The organism is uncultured Tenacibaculum sp. (assembly GCF_947504135.1).
GTDB lineage: Bacteria > Bacteroidota > Bacteroidia > Flavobacteriales > Flavobacteriaceae > Polaribacter.
Genome location: NZ_CANNGG010000001.1, coordinates 311,158 through 326,304 on the forward strand (window position 1 = coordinate 311,158; position 15,147 = coordinate 326,304).

Sequence of the window (15,147 nt, forward strand, 5' to 3'; positions counted from 1 at the left end):
TAGAGATTATGAGAGTTTTAAAGCCCGTATTTTACTCGGCAATTGCAGTAGCTACTTTAGCTAGTTGTAACACAGTAAGCAAAATCCCTGTGCCAGCAGGAAGCAATACAGTAGTTAACCTTCCAGCAAAAAAAGCGGAGTTAACAGATTACGAACAAGAAAATTGGCAGCACTTAGATTTAGCAACTGATACAATTCCTGGAATGAGCGTTAACAAAGCGTATGAATTCTTGAAAGGAAGGAAAAATGTTGAGGTTGTTGTTGGTGTAGTTGATTCGGGTACCGATTTAAAACATGAAGATTTAGTTGACGTAGCTTGGGTAAATACCAAAGAAGTTGCAGGAGACGGAATTGATAACGATAAAAACGGTTATGTTGATGATATCAACGGGTGGAACTTCTTAGGAGATTCATACAAAGAGCACTTAGAGTACGAGCGTATTTTAATGAAACCAGAAGTTGCAGATGCAGAAACCTTAGCAGAAGTTAAAGCTTATCAAGCTAAAAAAGTGGAAGAAGCTAAAAAAACAGTTAGCCGTTATGAGAACTTAAAGACTGGTGCGATAGAATCTGACAAGGTGTTCACTAAATACTTCGGGAAATCAACTTATACAAAAGAAGAAGTAGCAGCTATCAATACAAATGATCCTGCGTTAGGTAATGCAAAAGATTTTGCAACTCGAATGTTTGGTTTTTTTGATACGTTAACTGAAGCAAAAGAATACTTTGAAAAAGGTATTAAAAACGCTGAAAAGACAATAAATGGAGATAACTTAAAAACAGATTACCGTACTGTTGTTGGTGATAATGCGTATGATATTAACGATAAACCAGGGTACGGAAATGGTAATACAGGACACTCTGAAAAAGGAGAAGCTCATGGTTCTCACGTGTCAGGAATTGTTGGTGCAACTCGTGAAAATGGTAAAGGTATGGACGGTGTTGCTAATAATGTGAAAATTATGGCAGTACGTTCAGTTTCTGACGGAGATGAGTACGATAAAGATGTTGCTTTAGGTATTCGTTATGCAGTTGATAACGGAGCAAAAGTAATCAACACAAGTTTTGGTAAAGCTTTTTCACCAAACAAAGAATGGGTTTACGATGCAATTAAGTATGCAGCTTCTAAAGATGTATTAATTGTAAATGCAGCAGGAAACGATGGTAAAAACATCGATGTTGAAAAAACATTCCCTAACGATGCTCCAGATTTATTAAACGAAGTTGCAGATAACTTCTTAACAATTGGTGCAATGAGTGCTAATTATGATGAGAACTTACCAGCAACATTCTCTAACTACGGTAAAAAGAATGTAGATGTATTTGCTCCAGGAGTACAAGTATATTCAACTACTCCTGATAATGAGTACAAGAAATTCAACGGAACTTCTATGGCTTCTCCAGCAGCAGCAGGGGTTGCAGCATTAGTACGTTCTTACTATCCTGAATTAACAGCAAGTCAAGTAAAACACATCTTAATGAATTCAGGAACTAAAATTGATTTTAAAGTTATAAAACCAGGTACAGGAGCCAGATATGGTAACGAGCCAGTAAAAGTTCCTTTCTCAGAATTATCGGTTTCAGGACGTGTTGTAAACGCTTACAATGCAGTTAGAATGGCTGATAGAATGGTTAACGGAAGAAAATAAGACTACTATAAATTAGCTAAAAAAGAGCATTGTTTTTGATGCTCTTTTTTTTGTTATAATGAAAATGCTATGCAATTAGAGTTCAATAAAAAAACAGAAGAACTAACTATAAAAGATGAAGTTCCTAAGCATTCTTGGTTAATTATAATTTTAATGTTTGTTAACGGAGTTAATATGGGAGTTCAACTATATTTAATGAGTTATAAAAACAATGAAACTCTTTTCGTTTTTATGTTTTTATTAGCTTTAGTTTCGGTAGCTGTGATATTGTATTACGTTGTAAAAAGATCATGGAAGTCTAAATATTCACTAAATGAAATAGCAGGACTGGAAACAAAAGTAGCTTACGGAAGAGAACGGCTTTTTCTAAAATTACGTAATGGAAAAAGACGTAGTTTTCCAGTATTAAAAAATGAAAAAGAACTAAGTGATTTTAAGAGAACACTAACCTCAATGGGGATTAAATCAGTTTAATATGAAGAAAATAATTTTAAGCCTTTTATTGTTACCGGTTATTTCTTGTGCTACTGTAAATAGTGCAAAAAATAAAACTGTAACAAAAACAAAAGTACACAAGCAATCTAACCAAGGGTATTGGCAACAACATGTTGATTATACTATGGATATTGATATGGATGTTAAAACATATCAATATAAAGGAACACAAAAATTGGTGTACACAAACAATTCGCCTGATGCATTAAATAAAGTATTCTATCATTTATATTTCAATGCATTTCAACCAAACTCACAAATGGATGTTCGTTCAAGAAATATTCAAGATCCAGATAGAAGAGTAGGAGATCGTATTAGTAAATTATCACCTTCAGAAATAGGATACATTAAAGTAAATTCTTTAAAACAAAACGGTTCGGTAGTAAAACACGAAACTGTTGGAACTATTTTAGAAGTTACATTAAACAAACCAATTCAACCAGGGGAAAGTGTAACGTTCGATATGATTTTTGATGCGCAAGTACCAAAACAAATCCGTCGTTCGGGTCGTAATAGTGCTGAAGGAGTTGCTTTGTCAATGACACAATGGTATCCTAAAATGGCTGAATATGATTTTGAAGGTTGGCATACACCACCATACTTAGGAAGAGAATTTCACGGAGTTTGGGGTAATTTTGATGTTACACTTCATATTGATAAAAATTATGTAGTTGGAGGAACAGGATATGTACAAAACCCACAAGAAGTAGGTCATGGTTATGAAGACAAAACAAAACCATTAAATATACCTTCAGGAGATAAATTAACATGGAAATTCACTGCGCCAAACGTACATGATTTTACTTGGGGAGCAGATCCTGAGTTTATTCATGATACCTATAAAATGGATAATGGAATCGACTTGCATTTCCTTTACAAGAAAACATTAGATGCTGAATATTTAGAAAACTGGAAAAAATTACAACCTAAAACAGCTGAACTAATGAAATATTTTAGTGAGCACATAGGTCAGTATCCATATAAGCAATACTCAGTTATTCAAGGGGGAGATGGAGGTATGGAGTATGCAATGTGTACCTTAATTACAGGACAACGTAAATGGGGAAGCTTATTTGGAGTAACAGCACACGAATTAGCACATACTTGGTTCCAATTCTTGTTAGCAACGAATGAAAGTAAACACCCTTGGATGGATGAAGGATTTACTACCTATATTTCAAACAAAGCAGAAAATGAAATTTTAGGAGAAGGAAAAGAAAATCCACATGCAGGATCTTACAGAGGATATAATTACGTGGTAAAAAATAATATTGAAGAACCTTTAACAACACATGCTGATAGGTATCATACAAATACAGCGTATGGAGTAGCGAGTTATTCAAAAGGAAATATTTTCTTATCACAATTAGAATATATTATTGGAGAAGAAAACGTAGCAAAAACACTAAAGAAGTATTTTGAAGATTTTGCGTTTAAACACCCAACACCAAATGATATTAAGCGTACAGCAGAAAAAGTTTCTGGTATTCAGTTAGACTGGTATTTAAATGAATGGACGCAGACAACACATACTATTGATTACGGAATCAAATCTGTTAACGGTAAAGAAATTACCTTAGAGCGTATTGGTCAAATGCCAATGCCTATTGATGTTGAAGTAACGTATACAGACGGTTCAAAAGAATCATTTAATATTCCGTTACGTATGATGCGTGGAGAGAAACCAACCAATGCTACAGTTATTGCCGATTGGACTTTTGCACATCCAACATACACTTTTACAACAAAAAAAGAAGTGAAATCAGTTGAAATTGATCCGTCTAAACTAATGGCAGACGTAAATCAAGAAAACAACTCGTTCGGAAAGTAAGTTCAAACCAAATAAAATTATTAAAACGGAAAATCTATACAGGTTTTCCGTTTTTTTTATTAAAAAAAATAATCCATAATTTTCTTTGTGTAATTATCTCATAGATTCTATGTAATTTTGTTGCTTAAACCTTTTAAGTAGCTCTTAATTAATTATGTTTTAAAATAGAATTACATAAGGTTATAAATAGAACACGTACATAATTTATAAAGATGTCAGAAGAAAAGAAATCATTGAATTTTTTAGAGCAAATTGTTGAAGAAGATTTGGCAAATGGAATGCCAAAAGAAAATTTGCGTTTTCGTTTTCCGCCAGAACCAAACGGATACCTACATATAGGACATACAAAAGCTATTGGTATTAGTTTTGGTTTAGGAGAAAAATACAATGCTCCAGTAAACCTTCGTTTTGATGATACAAACCCAGCAAAAGAAGAGCAAGAATATGTAGACGCTATTAAGCGAGATGTAGCTTGGTTAGGATATCAATGGGAAAAAGAATGCTATTCTTCTGATTATTTTCAACAACTATATGATTGGGCAGTTCAATTGATTAAAGACGGAAAAGCATATGTAGACAACCAATCTTCTGAAGCAATGGCTGAACAAAAAGGAACGCCAACGCAACCAGGAGTAGCAGGTCCGAATAGAGATAAAAGTGTTGAAGAAAATTTAGATTTATTCACACGTATGAAAAATGGTGAATTTGAAGAAGGTTCTCATGTGTTGCGTGCTAAAATAGATATGGCTTCACCAAATATGTTAATGCGTGATCCTATCATGTATCGTATTTTAAAGAAAGAACATCACCGTACAGGAAGTGACTGGGTAATTTATCCGATGTACGACTGGACACATGGAGAAAGCGATTATATAGAACAAGTCTCTCATTCACTATGTTCATTAGAGTTTAAACCTCACCGTGAACTATACAATTGGTTTAGAGATAATGTGTATGAATATAGTCAATCAGAATACCCATTACCACCAAAACAAAGAGAATTCTCACGTTTGAACTTAAGTTATACGGTAATGAGTAAGCGTAAGTTGATGAAATTGGTAGAAGAAGGAATCGTTTCGGGATGGGATGATCCACGTATGCCAACCATTTCAGGATTACGACGTCGTGGTTATACACCTGCTTCTATTCGTAGTTTTGTAGAAACAGTAGGAGTTTCTAAACGTGAAAACGTAATTGATGTAGCATTACTAGAGTTTAAAATTAGAGAAGATTTAAACAAAACAGCTAATCGTGTGATGGGAGTTTTAGACCCAGTAAAAGTGGTAATAGATAATTATCCAGAAGATCAAGAAGAGATTTTAATTGCTGAAAACAATCCAGAAGATGAAAACTCAGGAACAAGAGAAGTTCCATTTTCAAGAGAAATTTATATAGAACGTGAAGACTTTAGAGAAGAAGCAAATAAAAAATTCTTCCGTTTAAAATTAGGAAAAGAAGTCCGTTTAAAGAATGCATACTTTATCACGGCTAATAGCGTAGAAAAAGATGAAAATGGAAACATTACGGTAATTCATTGCACATACGATCCATTAACGAAATCAGGAAGTGGAACGGAAGAAAGCAAGCGCAAGGTAAAAGGAACCTTACACTGGGTATCTATAAAACACGCAGTAAAGGCTGAGGTAAGAGCGTATGATAGATTGTTTTCAGATGAAGCACCAGATAGTCATAAAGACAAAGATTTTATGGAATTTCTAAACCCGAATTCGTTAGAAAAAATTACGGCTTACGTTGAACCAAGCTTACAAACAGCAAAAATTGGTGACCGTTTTCAGTTCCAACGTTTAGGATATTTTAATGTAGATGATGATTCAACACCTGAAAATTTAGTATTTAACAAAACAGTTGGATTACGAGATAATTGGGCAAAAAAGAACAAATAGTCCCTAAAGACATAAAAACAAATAAAAAATGCTGCTTTTTAACTTAAAAGCAGCATTTTTTTTAACAAAAAAATCAATTTTCACTTTTAATCAGAATATGTATCTTTACAGATTAAGGATAGTTGTTGTAAAGTAAATTTTATACGACTGAAAATCAAATAATAAAAATATTTTTTGATACTGTAAATACCACAGGTTTAAAAAATATTTCAAAAAAAATATACTATTGTATGAGTTGTAGCAGTTGCTCAACTAACAAAAGCGGTGTGCCAAATGGCTGTAAAAGTAACGGAAATTGTGCTACGGGCACATGTGGAAGTGGAAATAAACTCGCTGTTTTTGATTGGTTATCAAACATGACTTTACCTACGGGTGAAGCTCCATTTAATATTTTTGAAGTCCGTTTTAAAAACGGTCGAAAACACTTTTTTAGCAATCCTGAAAACCTTACCATTTCCATGGGAGATGTGGTTGCAGTAGAAGGATCTTCAGGTCATGATGTAGGTATTGTATCGTTAGCAGGAGAACTGGTAAAAGTTCAAATGAAAAAGCGAAAAATTACTGCAGATAGTGATGATGTAAAGAAAATTTACAGAAAAGCCTCTCAAAAAGATATTGATGTTTGGCAAGAAGCCAGAGGAAGAGAGTTAGAAACACAACGAAAAGGAAGAGAAATTATTAGCCGTTTAGGGTTAAAAATGAAACTCTCTGATGTTGAATATCAAGGAGACGGAACCAAAGCTACTTTTTATTACACAGCAGATGAACGTGTAGATTTTCGTCAGTTAATTCGCGACTTGGCAAGCACTTTTTCTATTAGGGTAGAAATGCGTCAGGTAGGTATGCGTCAAGAAGCTGCTCGTTTAGGAGGAATCGGTTCTTGTGGTAGAGAACTATGTTGCTCTACTTGGTTAACCGATTTTAGAAAGGTAAATACCGCAGCAGCTCGTTATCAGCAACTATCATTAAATCCATTAAAATTAGCAGGACAATGTGGTAAGCTAAAGTGTTGTTTAAACTATGAATTAGATACGTATTTAGATGCACTACAAAGCTTTCCTAAACAAGATAAAGTACTAAAAACAGAAAAAGGAGATGCTGTTTTCGTTAAAATGGACATCTTCAAAAAATTACTTTGGTACACCTACAAGGAGGAAAGTTTTAAATGGTATAAACTATCGTTAGATCAAGTTCAAGAGATTATAGAATTAAACAAAAATAATGAACTTGCTTTACCGTTAGAAGAATATGAGTTGGAGATAACTGAAGAGGTTTCTGTTGATTTTGAGAATGTTGTAGGTCAAGATAGTTTAACACGTTTTGATGCACCTAAAAAAAGTCGTAAAACCAGTAGACATAGAAAAAGAAAACCAGCAAGTAAAGTAGAAGTAGATAAAAAACCGCAAATAAATAAAAGGCAAAAGAAAAAACCACAAGGAAAATCAGCAAAAACTGAAGGAGGGCAAAAAGCAGAAAAGAAGAGGGTTGATAATAGGAAACCAAGACCTAAAAATAATCCAAAAGCAAGAAAACCTAAACCAGAAAGTAGTACAACTGATAAACCACAAGGACAACAAAAAAAGCCTAGAAACCCTAGAAGAAAAAATAACAATCAACGTAGAAAAAACAATAGCGATAATAAAAACAACACCAATAATGAAAAGTAAAATTGGCATCTTTTTTTTAGTAGCTATGCTATTAGCTTCATGCGACTCAAATGGGGAGTTTGATAATTATGTGGCACTTCCAAAAAGCTCATGGAATAAAAAAAATGCAATACAGTTTACATTTCCTATTAACGATTCTATCGGTAAAAAAAATCTTTTTATAAACCTTAGAAATAATAAAGATTATGCGTACAGTAATCTTTTCTTAATAACGCAAATGAACTTTCCGGATGGACAAATAATCATAGATACATTGGAGTATGATATGACAGATGTTACAGGGAAGTTTTTAGGGCAAGGTTTTACAGATATTAAAGAAAATAAACTTTTTTATAAAGAAAATATAATATTTCCAAATACAGGAGATTATACCTTTAAAGTTCGTCAAGCTATGCGAAAAAATGGAGAAATACAAGGCATAGAAGAATTAAAAGGAATAACTCATGTAGGATTCAGAATTGAAAAAACACAATAAATGACAAAGAAAAAAACAGCAAATTTTAGTAAGTATATTAAATGGTTTTGGGGTGTTATTATAGGGGGCTTTCTTGCATTAGGTCTTCTTTTTTTGTTGGCCTCTTGGGGCGTATTTGGTGCGTTACCTACCTTTGAAGAGTTAGAAAACCCAGAAAATAACTTAGCGACCGAAATTATTTCATTAGACGGTGAAACATTAGGTAAGTATGCTGCAGAAAACAGAACACCTATAAAATACAAAGACATTCCTGAAAACATGGTAAAAGCATTAGTAGCAACAGAAGATGAACGCTTTTATGAACATTCAGGAATTGACTTTAGAGGAACAGCAAGAGCTATTTTAAAGCCTGGAAGTGGAGGTGCGAGTACGATAACCCAACAGTTAGCAAAAATGCTATTTACAAAAAAAGCTTCCAGAAATATTTTTAAAAGGATACTTCAAAAGGTAAAAGAGTGGGTCGTAGCTGTTAAGTTAGAACGCCAATACACCAAAGAAGAAATTATAACAATGTATTTAAACAAATATGATTTCATAAATCAAGCAGTAGGTGTGCGTTCAGCAGCTCGAATTTATTTTGGAAAAGAACCAAAAGAACTAGATGTAGAAGAATCTGCTATGCTAGTAGGGATGCTTAAGAATGCTTCTCTTTTTAATCCTTTAAGGAGAAAAGAGATGGTAAAGCAACGAAGAAATGTTGTTTTAAAACAAATGAATAGAAATGAGTTTATCACTCAGCAACAAAAAGACTCATTACAAAAGTTAGGTCTAGGGCTTAATATAAATAGAGAGGGGCATAGTGATGGTTTAGCAACATACTTTAGGGAACATTTGAGAAGTATCTTGAAAGAATGGGTTAAAGAAAATCCAAAACCAAATGGAGAAGAGTATAATATTTATAGGGATGGATTAAAAATTTATACAACGATAGACTCTCGTATGCAAAAATATGCTGAAGAAGCTGTGTATGAACACATGGCGAATCTTCAAACATATTTTGATAAAGAACAAAAAAGAAATAAAAACGCTCCTTTTTATGATATAGGGAAAAAGGACATAGAAAAAATAATAAGAAGAGCAAAGCAAAATTCAGACCGTTATAAGCGAATGAAAGCTGCTGGTAAGTCTGAAAAAGAAATAGATAAGGTATTTAATACAGCTACTGATATGCGTATTTTCACATGGAAAGGCGAGCGTGATACAGTTATGACACCTTACGATTCAATACGATACTATAAATACTTTTTACGTTCAGGTTTGGTTTCAATAGAGCCGCAAACTGGTCATATTAAAGCTTGGGTTGGTGGAATAAACCATAAATATTTTAAGTATGATGCAGTAGAGCAACAAAAACGTCAAGTAGGTTCAACATTTAAACCTTTTGTATACGCTACGGCAATTAACCAGTTAAAAATGTCACCTTGTGATAAGTTGCCTAATACTCCTTATACTATTCCAAAGGAAAAATATGGAATGCCAAAGGACTGGACACCTAAGAATGCAGGAGGTAAGTATGGAGAGGAGCTTACACTAAAAGATGCGTTAGCAAAATCAGTAAATGTGATTACTGCACAATTAATAGACAAAGTCTCACCAATAAATGTTGTTCGATTAGCAGAGTCCTCAGGAATAAAATCTAAATTAGAGGCGAATCCGTCTATTGCGTTAGGAGCAATCGATTTATCTTTATTAGAAATGGTTAGTGCATATTCAACTTTTGCGAACAAAGGGTTACGTGTTAGTCCACTAATGGTTACTCGAATTGAAGATAAAAACGGAACAGTTTTAGAAGAGTTTGTTCCAGAAACAAAAGAGGTGTTAAGTGAAGAGTCAGCTTATGTGATTTTAGATTTAATGAAAGGAGTAACTCAAGTAGGTTCCGGAGCTCGTTTAAGATCACCATGGACATCAGGAGGAGATGCAGTAACAGGTTTTCCTTATAAGTTTACCAATCCAATAGCGGGTAAAACAGGAACTACTCAAAATCAATCAGATGGTTGGTTTATGGGAATGGTGCCAAATTTAGTAACAGGAGTTTGGACTGGAGGAGAAGATAGAGCTACGCATTTTGCAGGATTAAGATATGGTCAAGGAGCAACTATGGCATTACCAACTTGGGGAATATTCATGAGAAAGTGTTACGCTGATGAAACATTAGAGGTTAGTAAAGGGAGTTTTGAAAAACCTAAGAAAATAAGTATAAATCTAGATTGTTCAAAAACTGAGTCTTCTGAAGAAGAAGAAAACCTTGACGATACAGATTTTTAGTAACGAAGCTTTAAAACAACAACTATATGATAAATAAAAAAGTAAATAACGTACAAGAAGCATTACAAGGTGTAAAAGACGGAATGACTTTTATGTTGGGAGGATTTGGTTTATGCGGTATTCCTGAAAATGCTATTGAAGAGTTAGTTAAAATAGGAGTAAAAGATGTTACTTGTATTTCTAACAATGCAGGAGTTGATGATTTTGGCTTAGGGTTATTATTACAAAATCGTCAAATAAAGAAAATGATTTCTTCTTACGTAGGAGAAAATGATGAATTTGAGCGTCAAATGTTGTCTGGAGAATTAGAAGTAGAACTAACACCTCAAGGAACTTTAGCCGAAAAATGTAGAGCAGCACAAGCAGGATTTCCAGCATTTTATACTCCAGCAGGTTATGGAACAGAAGTAGCAGAAGGAAAAGAAACTCGTGAGTTTGATGGAAAAATGTATGTACTGGAACCAGCATTTAAAGCAGACTTTGCTTTTGTAAAAGCATGGAAAGGAGACGCTGCTGGAAACTTAATTTTTAAAGGAACTTCAAGGAATTTTAACCCAAATATGTGTGGAGCAGCTACAATTACAGTTGCTGAGGTTGAAGAGTTAGTTCCAGTAGGAGAATTAGATCCAAATCAAATTCATATTCCAGGAATTTTTGTACAACGCATTTTCCAAGGAGAAAAATATGAGAAGAGAATTGAACAAAGAACAGTAAGACAAAGAAGCTAGTTATGTTAGATAAAAACGGAATAGCGAAGAGAATCGCAAAAGAAGTAAAAAACGGATATTATGTAAATCTTGGTATCGGAATTCCAACATTAGTAGCCAACTTTGTTCGTGATGATATTGAGGTAGAATTTCAATCAGAAAATGGCGTATTAGGTATGGGACCTTTTCCTTTTGAAGGAGAAGAAGATGCTGATATCATCAATGCAGGAAAACAAACCATTACTACTATGCCAGGAGCTAGTTTTTTTGATTCTGCTACTAGCTTTTCTATGATTCGTGGAAAACATGTTCACTTAACTATTTTAGGAGCTATGGAAGTAGCTGAAAATGGAGATATAGCAAACTGGAAAATACCAGGAAAAATGGTGAAAGGTATGGGAGGAGCAATGGATTTAGTTGCTTCTGCCGACAACATTATTGTAGCAATGATGCATACTAATAAAAGAGGAGAATCGAAGTTACTTAAAAAATGTTCCTTACCATTAACAGGTGTAGGTTGTGTAACAAAAATTGTGACAAACCTAGCAGTATTGGAAATTAAAGATAATAAATTTCACTTATTAGAAAGAGCACCAGGAGTATCTGTAGAAGAAATTCAAGCAGCTACAGAAGGTACTTTAGTAGTCGAAGGTGATATTCCAGAAATGGATATTTAACAAAATTATAGGATTAAAAAAAGACGTAAAGCACTGTGCTTTACGTTTTTGTATTTTAAAAAGTAGATGAAAATAATCTCATACAACGTAAACGGAATACGTGCGGCATTAAAAAAAGGATTTATCGATTGGTTACAAGCAGCAAATCCTGATGTAATTTGTATTCAAGAAACAAAAGCTCATAAAGAACAATTAGATGTAACCGAGTTTGAAAATGCAGGATATCCATATCATTATTGGTTTTCAGCAGAGAAAAAAGGGTATTCATCAGTAGCAATTTTTTGTAAAGAAGAACCAAATCATGTAGAGTACGGAACTGGAATCGAATCAATGGATTTTGAAGGAAGAAACCTTCGTGTAGATTTTGATGAGGTCTCTGTAATGAGTATGTATTTACCTTCAGGAACTAACAGTGCTCGACTAGACTATAAATTCAACTACATGGATGAAATCTTAACCTACGCTACTGAGTTAAGAAAAGAAATTCCTAACTTAGTTATTTGTGGAGATTACAATATCTGTCATGAAGAAATAGATATTCACAACCCAAAAATGAAAGGAGTATCTGGTTTTTTACCAGAAGAACGTGAGTGGCTAGGTAAGTTTATTAATAGCGGGTTTATTGATAGTTTCCGCCATTTACATCCAGAAAAACAAGAATACTCTTGGTGGAGCTACCGAGCAAATGCAAGAGCAAATAACAAAGGTTGGCGTATTGATTACAACATGGTAACCGAACCATTAAAAGATAAAATTTCAAGAGCGTATATTTTACCAGAAGCAAAACATTCAGACCATTGCCCTATTGCTGTTGAATTAGATTTATAAAAAAACCAATATGAAAAAATTACTATTAATACTACTTATTACAACTTCAGTAATTGCACAGCAACCAAACGATAGCCTTTTGGTAGCTAAAGACAGTATTGATGTTGAACTTATAGTGAAAGATTCAGTAAATTATCAAGAACTACTCTCTACAAAGGATTTAAAAATGATAGATAGCTTATTGATAGAAGAAAAGTTTAACTCATCGCTGTTTGATAGTCTTCAATACGTAATTAATGATAAAGATATTTTAGGTAACACAACCACAATTCTTACAACTGATTTATTAAAGAAAAGATTACACGACTTAAATGTAAGAACTCCTTTTCATTTGGAATATAACCCTGCGTTAGAAAAAGTAATTAATAGTTATTTAAAATATCGAAAAAGATACTATCCAGCATTAATGGCGCGTGCTCAGTATTACTTTCCAATGTTTGAGCAATACTTAGATCAGTACGACATTCCGTTAGAAATGAAGTATTTGGCAATTGTTGAATCTGCGCTTCGTCCAGATGCCCGTTCTTGGGTAGGAGCTACCGGTTTATGGCAGTTTATGTACGGTACTGGAGTTCAGTTTGATTTAAAAGTAAATTCGTATGTAGATGAACGCCAAGACCCTGTAAAATCTACCATTGCAGCATGTCAATACTTAAGTCAATTATATAAAATTTTTGGAGATTGGGATTTAGCCTTAGCAGCATATAACTCAGGACCAGGAAATGTGTCAAAGGCAATAAAACGCTCAGGAGGATATAAAAATTACTGGAATATTCGTCCATTTTTACCTCGTGAAACAGCAGGGTATGTACCAGCATTTTATGCAACGATGTACATTTTTGAATATGCAGAAAAACACCACATTTATCCTGAAGCACCAAAAATATTCAATTTTGAAACAGACACGATTCGTATAAAAAGAACCATTAGTTTTGATCAAATTTCTGAGAAAACTGGTATTAACTCAGACTTGTTAGCATTCTTAAATCCGTCTTATAAATTAGATATTATTCCGTATGTAAAAGAAAAAAACTATGCAGTTCGATTACCCAGAAGGGATATGATTGAGTTTTTAGAAAAGGAAGAAGAAATTTATGCGTTGGCTAACGAAGATGATGCAAAAAGAGAAAAGCCTTTGCCAAAGTACTTCGAAATGGATAAACGTATTCGCTACAGAGTTCGAAGTGGAGACTATTTAGGGAAAATAGCTAATAAATTTGGTGTAAGAGTTAGCGATATTAAAAGATGGAATGGCTTACGAACACATCATTTAAAAATAGGACAACGATTAAGTATTTACCCTAAGAGAATGGCTGTTCCAAAAAAGATTTCAAAAAAGAAAATAGAAACACCAAAAGGAAAGCATGAAGTATATGTTGTTAAAGCTGGAGACTCTTTATGGACTATATCTAAAAAATATCCTGCAGTTTCTATTGAAGAAATAAAAAAATGGAACAATATTTGGAGTGCTAAAAGTTTAAAGCCAGGAATGAAGCTTAAAATTTTTAAAAGTTAAACTCAATTATTTAAATGCTACTAACTATGAATAAACTATTAACCTTTTTTATATTGATTTTTATATTGGTATCCTGTAAAACAGAAGGAGGAAAAGACAATTATGTTTTACCTACATCAACAGGTAACACCAATAAAATTTTGGTGGTCATAAAAGGAGCTGATTGGGAAGGAAAAATTGGAGATGAAATCCGTACTGTTTTTGGAGAACACCAAGTTGGTTTACCCCAACCAGAAACATTACTATCGGTTAGCCAAATAGACCCTGTAGGTTATAAAGGTTTTATAAGGAATGCAAAGGCTGTTTTAATAGTTAGGGAAGGAGAAAAAGAAAAAATATCAGTTGAAAGAAATAAATATGCTCAACCTCAAATATTAATTTATGCCACTGCTAAAGGTAAAGAAGGTATTGTGAATTTAATTCGCAATAGAGGAGACGAAATTATAGAGTTATTTAAAGATGAAGATGTTAAATTTATTCAGAGAATCTTTAAAAAAGAAAAACTAGATGAAAGTAAATTTAAAACAATCAAAGATTTAGGAGTTACAATTACTATTCCTGAAAGGTATAATTTAGTTGAAGATACAGGTGAATTTTTATGGTTACGTCAACATTTAAAAAGTGGAATTGCTAGAGGAGACGGATCGAATAATATATTAGTATACAGTTATCCGCTGGAAGACGAAGCTAAAGTTGCAGATAATATCACCAATATGAGAGACGTTATTGGTGAAAAATATATACCAGGAAGTAAAGAAGGAATGTATATGATTACCGAACAAGCATATACACCGTTTACGTACGATGCAGAAATAGATGGGAAAAAAGCCTATGAAACTAGAGGTAAGTGGGAAGTGAAAAATGATTTTATGGCAGGGCCTTTTATTAACTACACCATAGTAGATAAAGAACACAATCGAGTAGTTGTTTTTGAAGGATTTACTTACGCGCCTTCTGTAAATAAAAGAGACTTTATTTTTGAACTAGAAGCAATCGGAAAGTCGTTAAAAATAAAATAATTTTTTACGGTATAACAAATAAAAAAAAGCATCAATTTTAAATTGATGCTTTTTTTATGTAACAAAATTAAGTAGAGATAGACTTATAAAACAATCAACCAAATTAGTAAC

12 protein-coding genes are annotated in these 15,147 nt (G+C 33.3%); all 12 read left to right on the forward strand.

Annotated features, from left to right (window positions below; genetic code table 11):
• Positions 1-8 precede the first annotated feature (8 nt).
• The 12 genes from Q0663_RS01425 to Q0663_RS01480 all read left to right on the forward strand — a co-directional run bounded on the left by Q0663_RS01425 (position 9) and on the right by Q0663_RS01480 (position 15,036).
• On the forward strand, positions 9-1,649 hold the full coding sequence (locus Q0663_RS01425; protein ID WP_299005211.1) for a S8 family serine peptidase: 1,641 nt from the start codon (positions 9-11) through the stop codon (positions 1,647-1,649).
• Between the two features lie 69 nt (positions 1,650-1,718).
• Positions 1,719-2,123, forward strand: a complete 405-nt coding sequence (locus Q0663_RS01430) for a hypothetical protein (protein WP_299005213.1) — start codon at positions 1,719-1,721, stop codon at positions 2,121-2,123.
• A 1-nt stretch (position 2,124) separates the two neighbouring features.
• Entirely contained in the window at positions 2,125-3,975 is a 1,851-nt protein-coding gene (locus Q0663_RS01435; RefSeq protein WP_299005218.1) for a M1 family metallopeptidase, read from the forward strand.
• A 212-nt stretch (positions 3,976-4,187) separates the two neighbouring features.
• Positions 4,188-5,879 (forward strand): glutamine--tRNA ligase/YqeY domain fusion protein, encoded by a 1,692-nt coding sequence (locus Q0663_RS01440; protein ID WP_299005221.1) that lies wholly within the window; start codon positions 4,188-4,190, stop codon positions 5,877-5,879.
• 230 nt (positions 5,880-6,109) lie between these two features.
• Entirely contained in the window at positions 6,110-7,546 is a 1,437-nt protein-coding gene (gene ricT, locus Q0663_RS01445; protein WP_299005224.1) for a regulatory iron-sulfur-containing complex subunit RicT, read from the forward strand.
• Positions 7,536-8,021: a gliding motility lipoprotein GldH gene (locus tag Q0663_RS01450; protein WP_299005226.1), complete on the forward strand. Its 486-nt coding sequence runs from the start codon at positions 7,536-7,538 to the stop codon at positions 8,019-8,021. The genes ricT and Q0663_RS01450 overlap by 11 nt, the downstream gene beginning before the upstream one ends.
• Positions 8,022-10,289 carry a transglycosylase domain-containing protein gene (locus Q0663_RS01455; RefSeq protein WP_299005229.1) on the forward strand — a complete coding sequence of 756 codons (2,268 nt, stop codon included), beginning with the start codon at positions 8,022-8,024 and terminating at the stop codon, positions 10,287-10,289.
• A 26-nt stretch (positions 10,290-10,315) separates the two neighbouring features.
• The gene (locus Q0663_RS01460) at positions 10,316-11,017 is read left to right on the forward strand and encodes a CoA transferase subunit A (protein WP_299005232.1); all 702 of its coding nucleotides are present in this window, start codon (positions 10,316-10,318) and stop codon (positions 11,015-11,017) included.
• A 2-nt stretch (positions 11,018-11,019) separates the two neighbouring features.
• Positions 11,020-11,673 (forward strand): 3-oxoacid CoA-transferase subunit B, encoded by a 654-nt coding sequence (locus tag Q0663_RS01465; protein WP_125066419.1) that lies wholly within the window; start codon positions 11,020-11,022, stop codon positions 11,671-11,673.
• Positions 11,674-11,739: 66 nt separating this feature from the next.
• Positions 11,740-12,501: an exodeoxyribonuclease III gene (locus Q0663_RS01470; RefSeq protein WP_047788142.1), complete on the forward strand. Its 762-nt coding sequence runs from the start codon at positions 11,740-11,742 to the stop codon at positions 12,499-12,501.
• A 10-nt stretch (positions 12,502-12,511) separates the two neighbouring features.
• Positions 12,512-14,017 carry a lytic transglycosylase domain-containing protein gene (locus Q0663_RS01475; protein WP_299005251.1) on the forward strand — a complete coding sequence of 502 codons (1,506 nt, stop codon included), beginning with the start codon at positions 12,512-12,514 and terminating at the stop codon, positions 14,015-14,017.
• Between the two features lie 26 nt (positions 14,018-14,043).
• The gene (locus Q0663_RS01480; RefSeq protein WP_299005253.1) at positions 14,044-15,036 is read left to right on the forward strand and encodes a DUF4837 family protein; all 993 of its coding nucleotides are present in this window, start codon (positions 14,044-14,046) and stop codon (positions 15,034-15,036) included.
• Positions 15,037-15,147 lie beyond the last annotated feature (111 nt).

What these genes read in the sequence shown, in the direction of transcription:
- Q0663_RS01425 (WP_299005211.1), top strand. Translation starts at nt 9, where the DNA reads ATGAGAGTTTTAAAGCCCGTATTTTACTCGGCAATTGCAGTAGCTACT.
- Q0663_RS01430 (WP_299005213.1), top strand. Translation starts at nt 1,719, where the DNA reads ATGCAATTAGAGTTCAATAAAAAAACAGAAGAACTAACTATAAAAGAT.
- Q0663_RS01435 (WP_299005218.1), top strand. Translation starts at nt 2,125, where the DNA reads ATGAAGAAAATAATTTTAAGCCTTTTATTGTTACCGGTTATTTCTTGT.
- Q0663_RS01440 (WP_299005221.1), top strand. Translation starts at nt 4,188, where the DNA reads ATGTCAGAAGAAAAGAAATCATTGAATTTTTTAGAGCAAATTGTTGAA.
- ricT (WP_299005224.1), top strand. Translation starts at nt 6,110, where the DNA reads ATGAGTTGTAGCAGTTGCTCAACTAACAAAAGCGGTGTGCCAAATGGC.
- Q0663_RS01450 (WP_299005226.1), top strand. Translation starts at nt 7,536, where the DNA reads ATGAAAAGTAAAATTGGCATCTTTTTTTTAGTAGCTATGCTATTAGCT.
- Q0663_RS01455 (WP_299005229.1), top strand. Translation starts at nt 8,022, where the DNA reads ATGACAAAGAAAAAAACAGCAAATTTTAGTAAGTATATTAAATGGTTT.
- Q0663_RS01460 (WP_299005232.1), top strand. Translation starts at nt 10,316, where the DNA reads ATGATAAATAAAAAAGTAAATAACGTACAAGAAGCATTACAAGGTGTA.
- Q0663_RS01465 (WP_125066419.1), top strand. Translation starts at nt 11,020, where the DNA reads ATGTTAGATAAAAACGGAATAGCGAAGAGAATCGCAAAAGAAGTAAAA.
- Q0663_RS01470 (WP_047788142.1), top strand. Translation starts at nt 11,740, where the DNA reads ATGAAAATAATCTCATACAACGTAAACGGAATACGTGCGGCATTAAAA.
- Q0663_RS01475 (WP_299005251.1), top strand. Translation starts at nt 12,512, where the DNA reads ATGAAAAAATTACTATTAATACTACTTATTACAACTTCAGTAATTGCA.
- Q0663_RS01480 (WP_299005253.1), top strand. Translation starts at nt 14,044, where the DNA reads ATGAATAAACTATTAACCTTTTTTATATTGATTTTTATATTGGTATCC.